Origin of the sequence: Pseudomonas sp. IT-P294, from assembly GCF_949767865.1 — a bacterium.
Classification (GTDB): domain Bacteria; phylum Pseudomonadota; class Gammaproteobacteria; order Pseudomonadales; family Pseudomonadaceae; genus Aquipseudomonas.
Genome location: NZ_CATKQW010000033.1, coordinates 530,673 through 547,951 on the forward strand (window position 1 = coordinate 530,673; position 17,279 = coordinate 547,951).

Sequence of the window (17,279 nt, forward strand, 5' to 3'; positions counted from 1 at the left end):
AAAAACTCCACCAGAGCGCGCGGGCGCATTTGCACAGCGCGATGCGCCGGCTATCCAAAGGACAATTGCCCCTAAAACTTGCGTAGACTAAGCTCACAAAAAATAAGGGCTTTGGGCCGTTGCCCATGCCTTGCCCTTACAGGACGAGCTTTTGCCTATCCCCATTCAAGACCCTGATCAAGCCCCGGGCGGTGCGTTGAAACGGTTGCCGCTGCTCAAGGCGGCGGTGCTGTTTATCGTGACGGTGTGTCTCTGTCTCTGTGCGCTTCTGTATTTGCAGCTGGAGCAATCGCGCCGCCACGATCTGGAGCTGGCGCGAGTGGCGTCGTCGAACCTGACCCGGGCAATGGCGCAGCAGGCCGAAGACGCTTTCATGAAAGCCGATCTGGTGTTGACCAGCCTGGTGGACTGGATCCAGACCGATGGCTACGGCACCGCGCAACGGTCTCGCTTACAGAAAACCTTAGCCCGGCGGGTGCAGGCGCTTGGGCAGTTGCACGGGATTTTCCTGTTCGACAAGCAGGGACAGTGGATTGTCACCTCGTTCGAGGATATGCCCCGGGGCCCGGGCGTCGCAGATCGGGAATACTTCAAATTCCACCAGCAGAACGCCTCCACGATCGCCCATATTGGGCCGGCGATTCGCAGTCGGGAGAATGGCGAGTGGATCATTCCGGTCTCCAGACGGGTGAACGACAAGAACGGCAACTTCCAGGGCGTTTTGTTGGCCGGGATAAAAATGGCCTACTTCGATCAGTTCTTCAAAAGCTTCAGCATCGATGACAACGGCTCGATGTTTTTGGCATTGACCGACGGCACGTTACTGGCGCGCCGGCCGTTTGTGGAGTCGCAGATCGGCACTTCGTTGGCCAAGGGGGACATCTTCCAGAAACACTTGCCCAATGCGCCCGCGGGCAACGCGATGATCAACTCGGTCGTGGATGGCACCGTGCGCTTGTATGGCTACCGTCAACTCGATGCTTATCCGCTGGTGGTGTCGGCGGCGTCGTCCAGGGATGCGATTCTCAAGGATTGGTATGGCACGGCGTTTCAATCCAGTGTGATCGTGGCCCTGGTGGTGATGGGCATCGGCCTGTTCGGATGGGTGTTCGTGCGTCAGGTGCGCCTCGGCGAACGGGTCGAGGCGGATTTGCGCAAGGCCAAGGACGCGCTGAAGCTGATCGCTACTCACGATAGCCTGACGGGGCTGGCCAATCGCCGGCTGTTCGAGCAGGCATTGGACATCGAGTTCGGCCGGGGTGCCCGGCAGTCGAGTTCGTTGAGCCTGATCATGCTCGATATCGATTATTTCAAGCGTTACAACGATGCTTACGGTCACGTGGCGGGGGATCATTGCCTGGCTGAGGTGGCGCGAGCGGTCAAGAGTTGCTGTCATCGAAAAGCCGATCTGGCGGTGCGTTATGGCGGGGAGGAGTTTGCCGTCTTGCTGCCCGACACCAACATTCATGGCGCGCTGGTCATTGCCGAACAGATCCGCCACAGCGTCATGGGCAAGAACATCACCCACAGTGGTTCACCAACGGGCTACCTGACGGTCAGTCTGGGCTGCTACGCGTTTGTGCCGACCGCGCTCGACGCCATCGAAGTGTTCATCGAACGTGCCGATGCGGCGTTGTATCAGGCCAAGCATTCGGGGCGAAACCGTGCGGCCGTGTTGTCGATGGAAGGCGGGGTGGAGGCGTTGATGCGCTCGGATCGTTGATAAAATTCGTGCGGTTGTTTCAGCTCTGCAACAGATTTTGCCCGTTTGTCTCCCTGTCATATCCGTCTGTTTTGATCGTCTAGAGTTGCGTTAGCTCCGCCGAATCCGCCGGAGCTTCCACAGCACGGACGATTGCCAACATGTTGATCACTCAAGCATTGACAGCTGTTGCTCTAAGCCTTGCCGCCTGCGCCGTCTTCCCATTGGCCAGCCAGGCTCAATCGAAAATCACACCTGCAGAAGCTCACGCCATTGGTGTCGATGCCTATCTGTATTTTTACCCGCTGTTGACCATGGACATCACCCGCAAGCAGTTCACCAATATCGAACCCGGCAAGGAGTTCGGTAAAGGCCCGATGAACATGTTTGTGAGTGTGCCGCAGTATCCACCCGCCAATTTCAAGGGCGTGGTGCGGTCGAACTTCGACACGCTGTATTCCATCGCGTGGCTCGACTTGACCAAGGAGCCGCTGGTGATCAGCGCACCGGACACCGCCGGGCGTTTTTACCTGTTGCCGATGCTCGACATGTGGAGCGATGTGTTCGCCTCGCCGGGTTGGCGCACGACGGGCACCGAGGCCAGTCAGTTTCTGGTGACACCGCCGGGATGGACCGGAACGGTGCCGCCCGGATTGAATCAGTTGCCGGCGCCCACGCCCTTCGTCTGGGTTATTGGTCGCACCAAGACTGACGGGGCGGCGGACTACGACGCGGTGCATAAAATCCAGGCGGGCTACACCGTGACCCCGTTGTCGAAAATGGGCAAAAAAGCCGAGCCGGTCAACGTGGTCATCGACCCGACGGTGGACATGAAAACGCCGCCGAAGATTCAGGTCGATACGATGTCGGCAGCCAATTACTTCACCTACGCCGCCGCGTTGCTCAAGGTCCATCCGCCTCACGTCACCGATCAGCCGATCCTGGCGCAAATGCAGCGCATCGGCATCGAAGCCGGCAAGCCGTTCGATATCGATGCGCTCGATCCCGACGTTAAAGCAGCGCTGCAAACGGTGCCCGAGGAAGCCCAGGCGTTGATGAAGTGGAAGGTCACAAGCCTCGCACGGGTGGTCAACGGTTGGTCGATGAACACCGACACGATGGGGGTTTATGGCAACTACTACCTCAAGCGCGCAATCGTTGCGCAAATGGGGCTGGGCGCGAACTTGCCCGAGGATGCGATTTATCCGTTGAACTTGGGCGACGACACCGGCAAGCCGCTCGAGGGGGCCAACCGGTACGTGCTGCATTTCGATAAAGGTGAAGCGCCGCCGGTCAATGCGTTCTGGTCAATCACCTTGTACGATCCTGAAGGTTTTCAGGTCGGCAATGAGCTCAACCGATTTGCGGTCAGTAGCTGGATGCCGTTCAAGGCGAACGCGGATGGATCGCTGGATATCTACTTCCAGAACGAAAACCCCGGAAAGGAACTTGAAGCCAATTGGCTTCCCGCGCCCAAAGGCCCGTTCAACCTGACCATGCGTCTCTATGGGCCAAAGCCTGAAGCGCTGAACGGCAAATGGGACCCGCCCCCCATCAAGCGCTTGTAAAGACCGCGCATAAAAAAGCAGCCCACGATGTTCATCATGGGCTGCTTTTATGCGTCCAGCTGCCAGTGCCACCTCCGGCTCCTCCGGTTCCGCCGCCGGCAGCACCCGTGCCGCCGCCCGCGCCGGACCCTGAACCGCTGGCTCCGCCAGAGGTGCCAGTGCCATTGCCTGCGCTGCTGCCGGATGCCGGTGAGCCTGGGGTGTTATCGGGCGGCACGGACGAGCCGCGAGTTGCGCCGGACTGGGTTCCCGTCGCGTCAGCGCCGTTGGCGGAGGCAGCATAAGCAGCTCCGGTTGCCGCGCACAGCAAACCGATCAATAGCAGCGAGGTGATTTTGATGTTCATCGGGGCACGCCTCCGAGGGTGAATCGTTATCTGATGATGGTGTGCCGGGGAGGGCGATCGATGTTGGCTGGATGACGAGTGGTCGAAAACAGCTATCACTGATACCTGAACGGCAGTGACCAGACAGGACTGCTATGGTCAATGGACGCTTGCCTGTCATGCACCGGATCAGGCAATCGATTGACAGGATTTGTGCATGGAAATGACTGCCGTTACCACTGCCGCCCCTGCGCGCCATACGCCGATCACACGCAACCTGATTTGGGCCGTCGGGCTGTTTTTTGTCCTTGGGGTGCTGATTGCCCTGGTTGCACTGTTCAACATTGCTGGCCGGCTCGATGCCCAGGACTTGGCCAAGACCACTTTTTACACCCAGCGCGCGTTGGAAAACCGCATCTCCGCCTCGAAAAACTACGTCGCCAGTTATGCCAACTGGACAACCGCCTACGATCACCTGAACGGTGAGGTCGATGTGCAGTGGGCGTATATCGAGCAGAACATGGGTAAAACCTTGTTCACCACGGACCATTACGACGCCGTCCTGGTGGTCGATCATCAGCGGACCAAATACGCCGTGGTGCGCGGCGTTCAATTGCACAATGACGCTGCGGCCTTACTGTCGACATCGATGGCGCAGCTGATCAAGGTTGTGCAGGCGCAGGAAAGCCTGATCGTTCCGGTCAGCCAGTTCACGTTGTTCGAAGGTCAGCCTGCGTTATTGACGGCGGCCGCAATCATCCCCAATGACGAGCGGCCAGCGGTCGATCCCCTCAGCACTTCGGTGCTGGTGTTCGTCGATCAACTGAGCCCGCAAAAACTCAATGACTTAAGCGCCGATTACGGTTTGCATGACTTGAGCCTTGCCGCTGACAACACCCTCGCTCCCGGTCAGCCTGCCGTGGCACTCACGGGCACCGGTTTTAGCCTGATGTCCCGGCTCGAACAGCCAGGGCATCAACTGCTCTGGTCGCTGTTGCCTCCATTGGGTGGCGCCTTGCTGATCCTTGCGTTGTTGACGGTCTATTTCTTCCGCTATGTGTTGCGCGCGTCCGGCCACGTGGATGCCAGTTACATCAACCTCGACCTGTCGAACCAGGCGCTGGAGGCCAGTGAAGAACGTTTTCGCGCGGTGGCCGAGGCGGCTTCCGACTGGATCTGGGAGATCGACGACAGGCATCACATCACGTACCTGTCCGGGCGCTTCGGCGCCGTCACCGGGTATTCCGAGCAGCAGTGGCTGGGGCAGGACATCGAGCAACTGCTGTTCTGTGATACCACGTCCTTGTCACTGTGGCTGAACAGGCTCAATGAAGAACACAGCGTCAGTCATCTGCGTTGTTCCTATCGTGATCAATCCGGACAGCAGCGCATTTGCCGGGTGTCTGCCCGCCCGATCCATAACAAAGGCACCGTGGTGGGTTATCGCGGAACGGCCAGTGACATCACTGATGAAGTGGCTGCCCACGCGCAAATCCAGCACCTGTCGTTGCACGACGCCCTGACCGGCCTGCCCAATCGCAACAAGCTGGCGCGCTACCTCGAAGAGGCCTTGGTGCTCAGGGAGCATTCGGCGGCGCTGACGCTGTTGATGATCGACCTGGACAACTTCAAGCCGATCAATGACTCCCTCGGCCACCCGGCCGGCGATGCAGTATTGCTGGAGGTTGCCGCGCGCTTGCGTGAGTGCACCCGGGATATCGATCTGGTCGCCCGACTGGGCGGCGACGAGTTTGTGCTGGTGCTCAATGGCATGGACAGCCACACGGAAATCGACCGGATCTGCGAGCGTGTTCTCGAGAGCCTGCAACAGCCGATCCACTATGACCATCACACGCTGCACATCGGCGCGAGCATCGGGATCGCCTTGAGCAGGCGCCAGGGGCATATGCCGGAAGAGCTGATCCGCTGCGCCGACATTGCCCTGTATCAGGCCAAATCCGACGGCAAGAAAACCTGGTGCTACTTTGCGCCGCACATGAACGATCAGATCCAGCATCGACGCAAACTGGAAAACGACTTGCGTCAGGCGATCAAGAACAACGAGTTCGTGATGCACTATCAGCCGCGTTATCACGTTGATGGCAAGCAGATTGTCTCGGTCGAAGCGTTGTTGCGCTGGCAGCATCCGGTGCAGGGCTTGCTGGCGCCCGATACGTTCATTCCATTGGCCGAACAAACCGACCTGATCGTGCCGTTGGGTCGCTGGGTGCTGCGCGAAGCTTGCGAGACGGCACTGAGCTGGCCGGGCGAGCTGATGGTGTCGGTCAATCTGTCCCCCGTGCAGTTTGTTCGCAGTGACGTAGTGGAAGATGTCAGGGAGGCGTTGATCCATAGCCGGTTGCCGGCCAGTCGGCTGGAGCTGGAGATCACCGAAAACGTGATGCTCAACGATGTCGATGGTGCTTTGGCGACCATGAACGCACTGAAGGAGTTGGGTGTGCGGCTGAACATGGACGACTTCGGCACCGGGTATTCGTCTCTGGGTTACCTGCGCACGTACCCGTTCGACGGGATCAAGATCGACAAGCGTTTCATCTCCTCCATGGGCGGCGCGGGTAATGACCGCGCCGTGGTGCAGGCGATCATCAACCTGGGCAAGGCGATGGGCCTGACGGTGACTGCAGAAGGGGTCGAAACACTGGAGCAACTGGACTTCCTGATCTCTGACGAGTGCCACGAGGTGCAAGGTTTCTACCTCAGTCGGCCGATGGAAAAACAGGCGTTGTTGCCGTTGCTCAAGGCTTCGCAAGACGATTATCCGACGCAGGGCCCACACCTTTAGTCGCCTGTTGGGTGTGTCGTGGCAACTGACACGGCGCGCCCCGGTCACACTGGATACCGTCAATCCGTTACGAGCCCGGGACCATGAAGAACCTGAAAATCGCCACCTTCAACGTCAACGGCATGCGTGCCCGCTTGCCGAATGTGCTGGCCTGGCTTGAGCGAGAAAAACCGGACATTGCCTGTTTGCAGGAACTCAAGTCGGTCGACAGCGCATTCCCCGCCGCCGAACTTGAAGCAGCGGGTTACGGTGCTATCTGGCAAGGCCAGTCGTCGTGGAACGGGGTGGCGATACTGGCGCGTGATGCCCAGCCTCTGGAGAGCCGGCGTGGTCTGCCGGGTGATGACACCGATACCCATAGCCGCTACCTGGAAGCCGCGGTGCATGGGATTTTGGTGGGTTGCTTGTATTTGCCCAACGGCAATCCACAGCCGGGGCCCAAGTTCGATTACAAGCTGGCGTGGTTCGAGCGGCTGATCGCCTATGCCAAGGACCTCCAGGGCAGCGACCATCCGGTGGTGCTGGCCGGCGACTACAACGTCGTGCCCTCCGACCTGGACATCTACAACCCGCGCTCATGGCTCAAGGACGCCTTGCTGCAACCGGAAAGTCGCGAGTGTTACCAACGCTTGCTGGATCAGGGCTGGACCGATTCCCTGCGACATCTGTATCCAGAGGATCGGCTTTACACCTTCTGGGATTATTTCAGGCAGCACTGGCAGAAAAACTCCGGGCTGCGCATCGATCACCTGCTGCTTAACCCTGCATTGAGTCCTTATCTGCAAGAGGGCGGAGTCGATGCGTGGGTGCGCAACGAGCCGCACGCAAGCGATCATGCACCGACGTGGATTCAACTGGGTTCGCGCAAGCAACGTTGATTTTGATGAGCCAGGCGATTGGCTAAATCAATTGTCAGTCGGGCCGCTTTATCCCTTATACATGGCGCCCATCGGCGGAGAGATCCGCGGCCCCATGCATAAGGACCGAGCAATGAGCGAGCCACGCCTGACGAACAGTGCGTTATACCTGCAACGCCTGGGTTTCGACGCGCCCCCGGCGCCAACCCTGGAGACCCTGCGTCAACTTCAGCTGCGCCACACTGGCGCCTTCCCGTTCGAAAACCTCACCACGCTGTCAGGCGAGCCGGTACTCATCGATCTGCCATCCATCGAGCAGAAAATTCTGCACGCGGGGCGCGGTGGTTATTGCTACGAACTCAACAATGCGTTCCTGGCCTTGCTTCAGGAGCTGGGTTTCGAGGCGCGCGGTATTACCGGTCGCGTGGTCATGGGGCAGCCCGAAGGCGCCTGGACCGCCCGCACACATCGCTTGAGCCTGGTCACGCTGGACGGCGTGCGCTACATCACCGATGTCGGTTTCGGCGGCATGGTGCCGACCGCACCACTGGTGCTCGACACCAATGCCGAACAACGCACGCCACACGAACCGTATCGCATCGAACGCCATGAGGACGGTTACACCTTGCGCGCCAACGTCGGCGGCGAATGGCGAGCGATGTACATTTTCGACCTGCAACGCCAGGAAGACATCGATTACGCCCTCGGCAACTGGTACGTCTCGACCCATCCCGACTCATCGTTTGCCAAACAACTGATGGTCGCGCGCACAGGGGAGGGCTGGAGGCGCACGTTGAACAACGGCAGTTTTGCTATTCATCGGGTGGGGGCCGAGAGCGAGCGACGGCAGGTGACAGATGTCGGGGAGTTGAGTGAGGTGCTGGAGTGTGAGTTCGGCATTCTGCTGCCGGAACATGCGGGCTTGAAACAGGTGCTTGAACGATTGATTGCCTCGGCATAGGCGTTCGATTGCAGGGAACGAGAAAAAGAGCAGGCGTGATCGATCTGCTCTTTTCGTCGGGTCGAATTCAAGGCTTCATCACGCGATGGATCTCGCTGAGTGCCTCTGCCAGTTTTTTCTCCAGGCTTTGCAGTTCGGAAGCCGTTATTCCTTCTTTGAAATGTCCGGCATTGGCAATAGCGAGGCCCGGGTCGGGCGTCGCAGTTTTGCCCGTGCTGCTGAGTAACGCCTGGCGCAAGGTGTTATTGATCACGGTCTGGTAGCCATACCCCTCATCCTCAGCCATGGCGCGCGCCGCTTCAATGACGACGTCATCGAGCATGATAGTAATTCGGGTTTTGCCTTTGCTGGAGGCAACCGCTCCACGCTTGGCGTTGCTGAAGTCGTATTCGTCTTTCATCGGTCAGTGTTCCCTGTAGCGGCGGCATTCGTTTTTGGTGGCGAGGCGCGCGGAAATGATTCGAACGAAATTCGGATCGCGATAGGTATACGCAACGACCAACAAGCGAGCTTTAGCGTCCAGCCCCATGGTGATCCATCGTGGTTCATCATGATGGTTGTCCTGAAATGTCAGCGCTCGATCATCATGAAACACGGGTTCTGTTTCGGCGAGGCTGATGCCGTAGTGCTTGAGTTTGTTGGCTGCGTTTTTTGCCTTGTGATACTGAATCTCGAATGACTTCATTATGCATACTTTATATGTATAAGCGAGAGGCGTCCGTGCCGGCGGTCGCTTTGAATTCTGAAGACTAGCGGGCAGGGGATCAGACAGAGGAAGGATGTATTTCAAAAATTTTTACGTGGGGGGAGGCCGCGCAGACAGAGGGCCGTGTGGACACATGTCCATAATCTGACTGGTGAGTTGTATACAACTCTATAGACATTTGTCCTGAGTCTTGCATACAGTGTGCGCATAACAAAAAACCAGGGAACCCCCCAACCATGAAAACGCCCCATGTTTCACACCCACGGCCCGAGGACGAAAACCTCGGGGTCGGCGCGAATATGGCTTACGGCCTGCAACACGTTCTGACCATGTATGGCGGCATCGTCGCGGTGCCATTGATCATTGGTCAGGCAGCCGGGCTTTCGCCGGCGGACATCGGTTTGTTGATTGCTGCTTCATTGTTTGCGGGGGGCTTGGCGACATTGCTGCAAACCCTCGGTTTACCGTTTTTTGGTTGTCAGTTGCCGCTGGTTCAAGGCGTGTCTTTCTCGGGCGTCGCGACGATGGTGGCAATCGTCAGCAGTGGCGGGGAGGGTGGGTTTCAGTCGATTCTCGGGGCGGTCATTGCCGCGTCGCTGATCGGGTTGCTGATCACGCCGGTGTTCTCGCGAATCACCAAGTTCTTCCCGCCGCTGGTCACGGGCATTGTGATCACCACCATCGGCCTGACGTTGATGCCAGTAGCCGCTCGCTGGGCCATGGGCGGCAACAGCCATGCCCCGGACTTTGGCAGCATGGCCAACATCGGTCTGGCGGCGGTGACGCTGGTGCTGGTGCTGTTGCTGAGCAAGATCGGCAGCTCGACCATCTCCCGTTTGTCGATCCTGCTGGCAATGGTGATCGGCACCGTCATCGCGGTGTTCCTCGGCATGGCGGACTTCTCGTCGGTCACCCAAGGCCCAATGTTCGGCTTCCCGACGCCGTTCCACTTCGGCATTCCGACGTTCCACTTCGCCGCGATCCTGTCGATGTGCATCGTGGTCATGGTGACTCTGGTGGAAACCTCGGCGGACATTCTCGCGGTCGGTGAAATCATCGGCACCAAGGTCGACTCCAAGCGGCTGGGCAACGGTCTGCGCGCCGACATGCTGTCGAGCATGATCGCGCCGATCTTTGGCTCCTTCACCCAAAGCGCCTTCGCCCAGAACGTCGGGCTGGTGGCAGTGACTGGCATCAAGAGCCGCTTCGTGGTCGCCACCGGCGGTTTGTTCCTGGTGATCCTCGGATTGCTGCCGTTCATGGGCCGGGTCATCGCCGCCGTACCGACGTCTGTCCTCGGCGGTGCTGGCATCGTGCTCTTCGGCACCGTGGCGGCCAGCGGTATCCGTACGCTGTCCAAGGTCGATTACCGCAACAACGTCAACCTGATCATCGTCGCCACCTCCATCGGTTTCGGCATGATCCCGATCGCCGCACCGAACTTCTACGACCACTTCCCAAGCTGGTTCGCGACCATCTTCCATTCGGGCATCAGCTCCTCGGCCATCATGGCCATCGTGCTGAACCTGACCTTCAACCACCTCACCGCCGGTAACTCGGACCAGCAGTCGGTGTTTGCGGCCGGCACTGAACGCGTTCTGCGTTACCAGGACCTGGCGGCGTTGCGTGAAGGGGATTACTTCAGCGAAGGCAAACTGCGTGACTGCGACGGGAATGAGATCCCGGTGGTGGAGGCAGGGCATGAGTCGGGTGAGCATCGAGCGGTTCATGCCAAAAGTAGTGAGCATGTCTGACAGCAATTAAGGGCGGTTCGAGTGACAGGTTGACACTCGCTCCGCTCATGGCTGAAAATCTGATTCGAGGTCTGCAATTGCGCATCCTTGGGCTCGGCCTCCAGTATCGGCCCCCCATCTTGTTGGCAGCAGAGAAGCTGGCTCCCTCTGAAGTAGTGACGACTGGCATGCCGGTCGGATTCTGAACCCAAGGTCATTCGTGGCCAGGAGCTAAAGAATCGCTGCGACTACTCCTCGAAATATTCAAAAGGCGTCCTTCAAGGGCGCCTTTTTTATTGCCTTGGTTTTTATTTTATCGAGTCCGGTTTGGCGATGGTGCCTACCAAAGTGCCTTCTGGTCCTACTCTCGGCACGACACATTCAAACGACCCTGCTTTTTCATTACGCACAAAAAAGCCCCTGAATCTTTCGATTCAGAGGCTTTTCGATATTGCTGTCTGGCTCCACGACCTGGACTCGAACCAGGGACCCAGTGATTAACAGTCACTTGCTCTACCAACTGAGCTATCGCGGAATGGCGTGTATGTTACTGATTCAAAAAGAGAAGTCAAGCGCTTGTGTAGAACATGAGCGGTTCATGGGGACGGGCGGTGGTTTATCGACCGTGGGCGGTTACCAGAATCGCCTCAGAGGTCTACCATGGCCGCCCGGAAGTGGTTACACGCGCTGCCGGCCATTCGCCGAAAAGGTACGCGCCATGAATCACCCAATCTCCACCCCTCAAATCAACGGGGTGTTCCCATGAGCATCGCTCAGATCAGCCTGCCCAAAGGTGTCGGCCCGCACGCCGAGAAACTGTTCGACGCAATCACCCAAGCCAGCACCGCAGACGATTTGAATCGTGCGGGCGGCAAGGCTGAAGGTTTTGTCCTCGGTCTGGAAAGCGCCAAGGCGATCAAGAGTCAGGTTGCCGAATCGCTCTACGTCGCCTATGACGACGCCGCCACGCAGCGTGCCAGCGAACTGGCTTAACCGCCGAACGTTACCGTGGCGAGCATCAATTTGGCGTACAGCATCGTGGCGCCCAGTTGCACCAGCCACAGCGCCAGGCCGCCGAGAAATACGCCAGCGGCCACTTGCAGCACCAGGTTGTTACCGCGTTTGGCCGGCGTGCGAGGGACGAAATCGTCCAGCTCGTCACGGTCGGCGCGTAGGTCATCGTTTTTCATGTGAGGTCTCTGAAGAATTCTCGGGTGGACATAGAGCCTGTGGGAGCGGGCTTGCCCGCGATGAGGCCATAACATTCAACATTGATGTTGGCTGGCCGACCGCTATCGCAGGCAAGCCTGCTCCCACATTTGATCTGCGTGCAGTCTAGAGTGCTCAGTCGCTGGATTGAGAATTATCTGCCTGCAATAAAAAACGGGAAGCCCCAGTGCTTCCCGTTTTTCATATCACGCAACCACTCAGATCACCGCAACGATGGCCTTGGTCACCGCATCAATGTTGCTCTGGTTCAACGCGGCCACGCAGATGCGGCCGGTGTCCAGGGCGTAGATGCCGAACTCGGTGCGCAAGCGAGTGACTTGCTCAACGGTCAGGCCTGAGTAGGAGAACATGCCGCGCTGACGACCGACGAAGCTGAAATCACGCTGTGGCGCGTTTTTCGCCAGCAGGTCGACCATCTGGGTACGCATGCCGCGAATCCGCAGACGCATTTCGGCCAGTTCTTCTTCCCACTGTGCGCGCAGTACCGGGCTGTTGAGCACGGCGGCGACGATGCTTGCACCGTGGGTCGGTGGGTTGGAGTAGTTGGTGCGGATCACGCGTTTGACTTGCGACAGCACGCGCGCGCTTTCTTCTTTCGATTCGCTGACGATCGACAGGGCGCCAACGCGCTCGCCGTACAGCGAGAAGGATTTGGAGAACGAGCTGGAGACGAAGAAGGTCAGGCCCGATTCAGCGAACAGGCGCACAGCCGCCGCGTCTTCGTCGATGCCGTCGCCAAAGCCCTGGTAGGCCATGTCGAGGAACGGCACGTGACCTTTGGCTTTCACCACGTCCAGAACGTTGTTCCAGTCTGCCGGGCTCAAGTCCACGCCAGTCGGGTTGTGGCAGCACGCGTGCAGCACAACGATCGAACCGGACGGCAGGGCGTTCAGGTCTTCCAGCAGACCGGTGCGATTAACGTCATGGGTCGCGGCGTCGTAGTAGCGATAGTTCTGCACCGGGAAACCGGCGGTTTCGAACAGGGCGCGGTGGTTTTCCCAGCTTGGGTCGCTGATGGCCACGACGGCGTTCGGCAGCAGTTGCTTGAGGAAATCGGCGCCGATTTTCAGGGCGCCCGTACCGCCAACGGCCTGGGTGGTGATGACGCGGCCAGCAGCGATCAGCTGCGAGTCATTGCCAAACAGCAGTTTTTGAACCGCTTGGTCATAGGCGGCAATGCCGTCGATGGGCAAGTAGCCACGGGAAGCGTGCTGAGCGACGCGAATCGTCTCGGCTTCGACAACGGCGCGCAGGAGTGGAATTCGCCCCTCCTCGTTGCAGTAAACACCGACCCCCAGGTTGACCTTGGTGGTGCGTGTATCGGCGTTGAATGCTTCGTTGAGGCCCAGGATTGGATCGCGTGGTGCCATTTCGACAGCGGAGAACAGGCTCATTTTTGCGGCGGCTCTGAATGGAGAGTGGAGGGACGTGTCGCGCTCCAGCCGAATGCACTAGAGCGGTGCACAAACGGGGAGCTAGTATAGAGGTCATCCGTGATTGAAGGCGACAGACGATTGGGCTTTTAAGTTAAGTTTTTCCGATTATTTTTCGACCGTTAGTCGATCGGTATCGTCAAAGTCTTTACGCGATGTAGGACGTTTGCCTTGAAAGCGAAGGCATTCGGCTCCACATTGAGCACAATCCAGTTTTTTCCTCGAGCGACGTCAGTCGTTTGCGGCCTTTCTCGTTGCTGCCGGTTTGACCGCGCTGGCGCGATATCAGAGGTATTTCATGTCTGAATTCCAGCTAGTCACCCGCTTCGAGCCCGCCGGCGACCAGCCGGAAGCCATTCGCCTGATGGTCGAGGGCATTGAAGCCGGGCTGGCGCACCAGACGTTGCTCGGTGTAACCGGCTCAGGCAAGACGTTCAGCATCGCCAATGTGATCGCGCAAGTTCAGCGTCCGACCCTGGTGCTGGCGCCAAACAAGACCCTGGCCGCGCAGCTGTATGGCGAGTTCAAGGCGTTCTTCCCGAACAACGCCGTCGAGTATTTCGTTTCCTATTACGACTACTACCAGCCTGAAGCGTATGTGCCGTCCTCGGACACCTTTATCGAGAAAGATGCGTCGATCAACGACCACATCGAGCAGATGCGGTTGTCGGCGACCAAAGCCTTGCTGGAGCGTAAAGACGCGATCATCGTCACCACGGTGTCGTGCATCTACGGCTTGGGCAGCCCGGAAACCTATTTGAAAATGGTTTTGCACGTGGATCGCGGCGACAAGCTCGATCAGCGCGCCTTGCTACGACGCCTGGCGGACCTGCAATACACCCGCAACGACATGGAATTTGCCCGGGCGACCTTCCGGGTGCGCGGCGATGTGATCGACATTCACCCGGCCGAATCCGATTTCGAAGCGATCCGCATCGAGCTGTTCGATGACGAAGTCGAGAGCTTGTCTGCTTTCGATCCGCTGACCGGCGAGGTCATCCGCAAGCTGCCGCGTTTCACCTTCTACCCGAAAAGCCACTACGTGACGCCGCGAGAAACCTTGCTCGGCGCAGTCGAAGGGATCAAGGTCGAGCTGCAGGAACGTCTGGACTACCTGCGTTCCAACAACAAACTGGTGGAAGCCCAGCGTCTGGAACAGCGCACCCGTTTCGACCTGGAAATGATCCTCGAGCTGGGTTACTGCAACGGCATCGAAAACTATTCGCGCTACCTGTCGGGCCGTGAATCCGGCCAGGCGCCACCCACCTTGTTCGACTACCTGCCGGCCGACGCCTTGCTGGTGATCGACGAATCCCACGTCAGCGTGCCGCAGGTCGGCGCCATGTATAAGGGTGACCGTTCGCGTAAAGAAACCCTGGTCGAGTATGGCTTCCGCTTGCCATCCGCGCTGGATAATCGGCCAATGCGTTTCGACGAGTTCGAAAACATCAGCCCGCAAACCATTTTTGTTTCGGCAACGCCGGGCAACTACGAGGCGGAACATGCCGGTCGCGTGGTCGAGCAACTGGTCCGTCCGACCGGACTGGTGGACCCGCAAATCGAAATCCGCCCGGCACTGACCCAAGTCGACGATCTACTCTCTGAAATTGGCAAGCGTGTGGCGCTGGAGGAGCGGGTGCTGGTCACCACGCTGACCAAGCGCATGTCCGAGGATTTGACGGACTATCTGGCTGACCACGGCGTGCGCGTGCGCTACCTGCACTCGGACATCGACACCGTGGAACGGGTCGAAATCATCCGTGATCTGCGCTTGGGCACCTTCGACGTGCTGGTGGGGATCAACCTGCTGCGTGAAGGCCTGGACATGCCGGAAGTGTCGCTGGTGGCCATTCTCGATGCGGACAAGGAAGGCTTCCTGCGTTCCGAGCGTTCGCTGATCCAGACCATCGGCCGTGCGGCGCGCAACCTCAATGGCCGGGCGATTCTTTACGCGGATCGCATCACCGGTTCCATGGAGCGGGCGATTGGCGAGACCGAACGTCGTCGCGACAAACAGATCGCCTTTAACCTGGCCAACGGCATCACCCCCAAAGGCGTGTTCAAGGACGTCGCCGACATCATGGAAGGCGCCACCGTGCCGGGTTCGCGCAGCAAGAAGCGCAAAGGCATGGCCAAGGCTGCCGAGGAGAGCGCCAAGTACGAAGCGGAATTGCGTTCACCGGGGGAAATCGCCAAGCGCATCAAAGGTTTGGAAGAGAAGATGTACGCCTTGGCGCGGGATCTGGAATTCGAAGCGGCGGCGCAGATGCGTGATGAAATTGGCAAGTTGCGGGAGCGGTTGATCGAGGTTTGAGAGGTGATCGTTCCCACGCTCTGCGTGGGAATGCAGCCCCGGACGCTCTGCGTCCACTGTGACGCGGAGCGTCACTGGATTCATTCCCACGCGGAGCATGGGAACGATCGGCGGTGACTAGTGCGCCTCGCCAGCCTTGAGCCCCGCTGGCAACTTCTTGGTCAACAACACCGCAATCATGCTGATCCCCAACGCAATCCCGACAAAATGAAACGCATCGTTGTACGCCATGATTGACGCCTGCTGATGGGCGATCTCACTCAGCTTGCCCAACGCTGCCGTTTCACTGCCAAACCGGTCCGTCATCGACGCCATCCGCTCCGCCACTTGCGGGTTGCTCGGGACGATCGATTCACGCAGATAATCAAAATAGGTCTTGGTTCGCGCATCCAGCAAGGTCGCGAGGAGGGCGATGCCGATGGCGCCGCCGAGGTTGCGCAGGATGTTGAACAGGCTCGACGCCGACCCCGCGTCCTGCGGCAGGATGTATGCCGTGGCGATCAGCGAGATGGTCACCATGATCAGCGGCTGACCCAGCGCCCGGATGATCTGGATCTGATTGAACTGCGGCCCGGCAAAGTCCGGGTTCAGCACCCCAGATGAAAAACTCGCCAGCCCGAACAGTCCGAAGCCCAGGGTGCACAGCCATTTCGGCGATATGATCTTCATCAGCTTCGGCACCATCGGAATCAGAAACAGCTGCGGCACGCCCATCCACATGATTACTTCGCCGATTTGCAGGGCGTTGTAATTCTGGATCTGCGCCAGGTACAGCGGCAACAAATAGATCGAGCCGTACAACCCGACGCCCATACCGACACTGGAAATACTCGACAAACCAAAGTTGCGATTGCCCAGGATGCCGAGGTTGATCAGCGGATTGGGTTTGGAAAATTGCACGATTACAAACGTGATCAAGCTGACCAGCGCAATGCTGCCAAGGGTCACGATCAGGTTCGACTCCAGCCAGTCCTTGCGATGGCCTTCCTCCAGAAACACCTGCAAACAGCCGAGGCCGACACCGAGCGTAAGGATGCCCATGTAGTCAGTGCTTTTGAGCAATTCCCAATGCGCTTCTTTCTTCTCCAGGCCATACATCAGGCCCGCGATCATGATCAGGCCCGGCGGTATGTTGATATAGAAGATGTATTCCCAGCCCCAGTTCTCGGTCAGCCAGCCACCCAGTGTCGGGCCGATAGAGGGGGCGAACGTCGCGGTCATGGCAAACATCGCCATGCCTTTGGCGCGGTGGTGCTCCGGGAGTTTGATCAGCGTAAGGGTGAACGCCAGCGGAATCAGCGCGCCACCGGTGAACCCCTGCAAGGCGCGGAAGATGATCATGCTCTCCAGGCTCCAGGCCATGGAGCAGAGCAGGGAGGCAGCGAGAAATCCGAGCGAGACCCAGACCGCCAGGCGTCGCGCCGAGAGCAGCTGCACCAGCCACGCAGTCAGCGGGATCATGATGATTTCCGCGACAAGGTACGAAGTGGAAATCCACGAGCCTTCTTCCAGTGTCGCCGACAACGCGCCCTGAATGTCCTTGAGCGACGAGTTGGTGATCTGGATGTCGAGCACGGCCATGAAGGCGCCGAGCATCACGCTCATCACCGCGATCCAGTCCCGCCGGGTCGGTTCGCCGACCGGACG

Annotated in this window: 14 protein-coding genes and 1 tRNA gene; 8 read left to right on the top strand and 7 right to left on the bottom strand. The window is 58.8% G+C overall.

The genetic code is table 11. The annotated features are described in order from the left end of the window. Positions 1-151: 151 nt before the first annotated feature. Together ACM6I0_RS21440 and ACM6I0_RS21445 are read left to right on the top strand one after the other, a co-directional pair. Positions 152-1,723 carry a GGDEF domain-containing protein gene (locus ACM6I0_RS21440; RefSeq protein WP_285435673.1) on the top strand — a complete coding sequence of 524 codons (1,572 nt, stop codon included), beginning with the start codon at positions 152-154 and terminating at the stop codon, positions 1,721-1,723. A gap of 140 nt (positions 1,724-1,863) precedes the next feature. Continuing rightward, entirely contained in the window at positions 1,864-3,270 is a 1,407-nt protein-coding gene (locus ACM6I0_RS21445) for a DUF1254 domain-containing protein (RefSeq protein WP_285435671.1), read from the top strand. A 34-nt stretch (positions 3,271-3,304) separates the two neighbouring features. Here the strand turns inward: ACM6I0_RS21445 and ACM6I0_RS21450 are convergent, their stop codons facing one another. Then, the gene (locus ACM6I0_RS21450; RefSeq protein ID WP_414923191.1) at positions 3,305-3,616 is read right to left on the bottom strand and encodes a hypothetical protein; all 312 of its coding nucleotides are present in this window, start codon (positions 3,614-3,616) and stop codon (positions 3,305-3,307) included. 196 nt (positions 3,617-3,812) lie between these two features. On the opposite strand from ACM6I0_RS21450, the gene ACM6I0_RS21455 reads away from it, so the two are divergent. The 3 genes from ACM6I0_RS21455 (at position 3,813) to ACM6I0_RS21465 (ending at position 8,216) form a co-directional block, all read left to right on the top strand. Next, positions 3,813-6,398 carry an EAL domain-containing protein gene (locus ACM6I0_RS21455; RefSeq protein ID WP_414923192.1) on the top strand — a complete coding sequence of 862 codons (2,586 nt, stop codon included), beginning with the start codon at positions 3,813-3,815 and terminating at the stop codon, positions 6,396-6,398. Between the two features lie 83 nt (positions 6,399-6,481). Further along, a complete protein-coding gene (xth, locus tag ACM6I0_RS21460; RefSeq protein WP_414923193.1) occupies positions 6,482-7,276 on the top strand; it encodes an exodeoxyribonuclease III in 795 nt (264 codons plus the stop codon). Between the two features lie 112 nt (positions 7,277-7,388). Further along, a complete protein-coding gene (locus tag ACM6I0_RS21465; RefSeq protein ID WP_414923194.1) occupies positions 7,389-8,216 on the top strand; it encodes an arylamine N-acetyltransferase family protein in 828 nt (275 codons plus the stop codon). A gap of 67 nt (positions 8,217-8,283) precedes the next feature. Here ACM6I0_RS21465 and ACM6I0_RS21470 read toward each other — a convergent pair whose 3' ends face one another. Further along, positions 8,284-8,616, bottom strand: coding sequence for a BrnA antitoxin family protein (locus tag ACM6I0_RS21470; protein ID WP_285435662.1), 333 nt, complete (start codon positions 8,614-8,616; stop codon positions 8,284-8,286). Between the two features lie 3 nt (positions 8,617-8,619). After that, positions 8,620-8,901 (bottom strand): BrnT family toxin, encoded by a 282-nt coding sequence (locus ACM6I0_RS21475; protein ID WP_414923195.1) that lies wholly within the window; start codon positions 8,899-8,901, stop codon positions 8,620-8,622. A gap of 257 nt (positions 8,902-9,158) precedes the next feature. Here ACM6I0_RS21475 and ACM6I0_RS21480 point away from each other — a divergent pair, with 257 nt between their 5' ends. Then, a complete protein-coding gene (locus ACM6I0_RS21480) occupies positions 9,159-10,676 on the top strand; it encodes a nucleobase:cation symporter-2 family protein (protein WP_414923196.1) in 1,518 nt (505 codons plus the stop codon). Positions 10,677-11,114: 438 nt separating this feature from the next. Here ACM6I0_RS21480 and ACM6I0_RS21485 read toward each other — a convergent pair. Further along, positions 11,115-11,190: transfer RNA gene (locus ACM6I0_RS21485), tRNA-Asn, on the bottom strand. A 227-nt stretch (positions 11,191-11,417) separates the two neighbouring features. On the opposite strand from ACM6I0_RS21485, the gene ACM6I0_RS21490 reads away from it, so the two are divergent. Next, positions 11,418-11,648 carry a hypothetical protein gene (locus ACM6I0_RS21490; protein WP_285435658.1) on the top strand — a complete coding sequence of 77 codons (231 nt, stop codon included), beginning with the start codon at positions 11,418-11,420 and terminating at the stop codon, positions 11,646-11,648. On the opposite strand, the gene ACM6I0_RS21495 is transcribed toward ACM6I0_RS21490, so the two are convergent. Further along, positions 11,645-11,845 (bottom strand): hypothetical protein, encoded by a 201-nt coding sequence (locus ACM6I0_RS21495; protein WP_090182254.1) that lies wholly within the window; start codon positions 11,843-11,845, stop codon positions 11,645-11,647. The two genes, ACM6I0_RS21490 and ACM6I0_RS21495, sit on opposite strands and share 4 nt — an antisense overlap. A gap of 237 nt (positions 11,846-12,082) precedes the next feature. Then, positions 12,083-13,279 carry an amino acid aminotransferase gene (locus ACM6I0_RS21500; RefSeq protein WP_414923197.1) on the bottom strand — a complete coding sequence of 399 codons (1,197 nt, stop codon included), beginning with the start codon at positions 13,277-13,279 and terminating at the stop codon, positions 12,083-12,085. Positions 13,280-13,616: 337 nt separating this feature from the next. On the opposite strand from ACM6I0_RS21500, the gene uvrB reads away from it, so the two are divergent. After that, positions 13,617-15,632 (top strand): excinuclease ABC subunit UvrB, encoded by a 2,016-nt coding sequence (uvrB, locus tag ACM6I0_RS21505; protein WP_285435655.1) that lies wholly within the window; start codon positions 13,617-13,619, stop codon positions 15,630-15,632. 117 nt (positions 15,633-15,749) lie between these two features. On the opposite strand, the gene ACM6I0_RS21510 is transcribed toward uvrB, so the two are convergent. Then, entirely contained in the window at positions 15,750-17,240 is a 1,491-nt protein-coding gene (locus ACM6I0_RS21510) for an MDR family MFS transporter (RefSeq protein ID WP_285435805.1), read from the bottom strand. Between the last annotated feature and the right edge of the window lie 39 nt (positions 17,241-17,279).

What these genes read in the sequence shown, in the direction of transcription:
- ACM6I0_RS21475 (WP_414923195.1), bottom strand. Translation starts at nt 8,901, where the DNA reads ATGAAGTCATTCGAGATTCAGTATCACAAGGCAAAAAACGCAGCCAAC.
- xth (WP_414923193.1), top strand. Translation starts at nt 6,482, where the DNA reads ATGAAGAACCTGAAAATCGCCACCTTCAACGTCAACGGCATGCGTGCC.
- ACM6I0_RS21465 (WP_414923194.1), top strand. Translation starts at nt 7,389, where the DNA reads ATGAGCGAGCCACGCCTGACGAACAGTGCGTTATACCTGCAACGCCTG.
- ACM6I0_RS21455 (WP_414923192.1), top strand. Translation starts at nt 3,813, where the DNA reads ATGGAAATGACTGCCGTTACCACTGCCGCCCCTGCGCGCCATACGCCG.
- ACM6I0_RS21480 (WP_414923196.1), top strand. Translation starts at nt 9,159, where the DNA reads ATGAAAACGCCCCATGTTTCACACCCACGGCCCGAGGACGAAAACCTC.
- ACM6I0_RS21495 (WP_090182254.1), bottom strand. Translation starts at nt 11,845, where the DNA reads ATGAAAAACGATGACCTACGCGCCGACCGTGACGAGCTGGACGATTTC.
- ACM6I0_RS21500 (WP_414923197.1), bottom strand. Translation starts at nt 13,279, where the DNA reads ATGAGCCTGTTCTCCGCTGTCGAAATGGCACCACGCGATCCAATCCTG.
- uvrB (WP_285435655.1), top strand. Translation starts at nt 13,617, where the DNA reads ATGTCTGAATTCCAGCTAGTCACCCGCTTCGAGCCCGCCGGCGACCAG.
- ACM6I0_RS21490 (WP_285435658.1), top strand. Translation starts at nt 11,418, where the DNA reads ATGAGCATCGCTCAGATCAGCCTGCCCAAAGGTGTCGGCCCGCACGCC.
- ACM6I0_RS21450 (WP_414923191.1), bottom strand. Translation starts at nt 3,616, where the DNA reads ATGAACATCAAAATCACCTCGCTGCTATTGATCGGTTTGCTGTGCGCG.
- ACM6I0_RS21470 (WP_285435662.1), bottom strand. Translation starts at nt 8,616, where the DNA reads ATGAAAGACGAATACGACTTCAGCAACGCCAAGCGTGGAGCGGTTGCC.
- ACM6I0_RS21445 (WP_285435671.1), top strand. Translation starts at nt 1,864, where the DNA reads ATGTTGATCACTCAAGCATTGACAGCTGTTGCTCTAAGCCTTGCCGCC.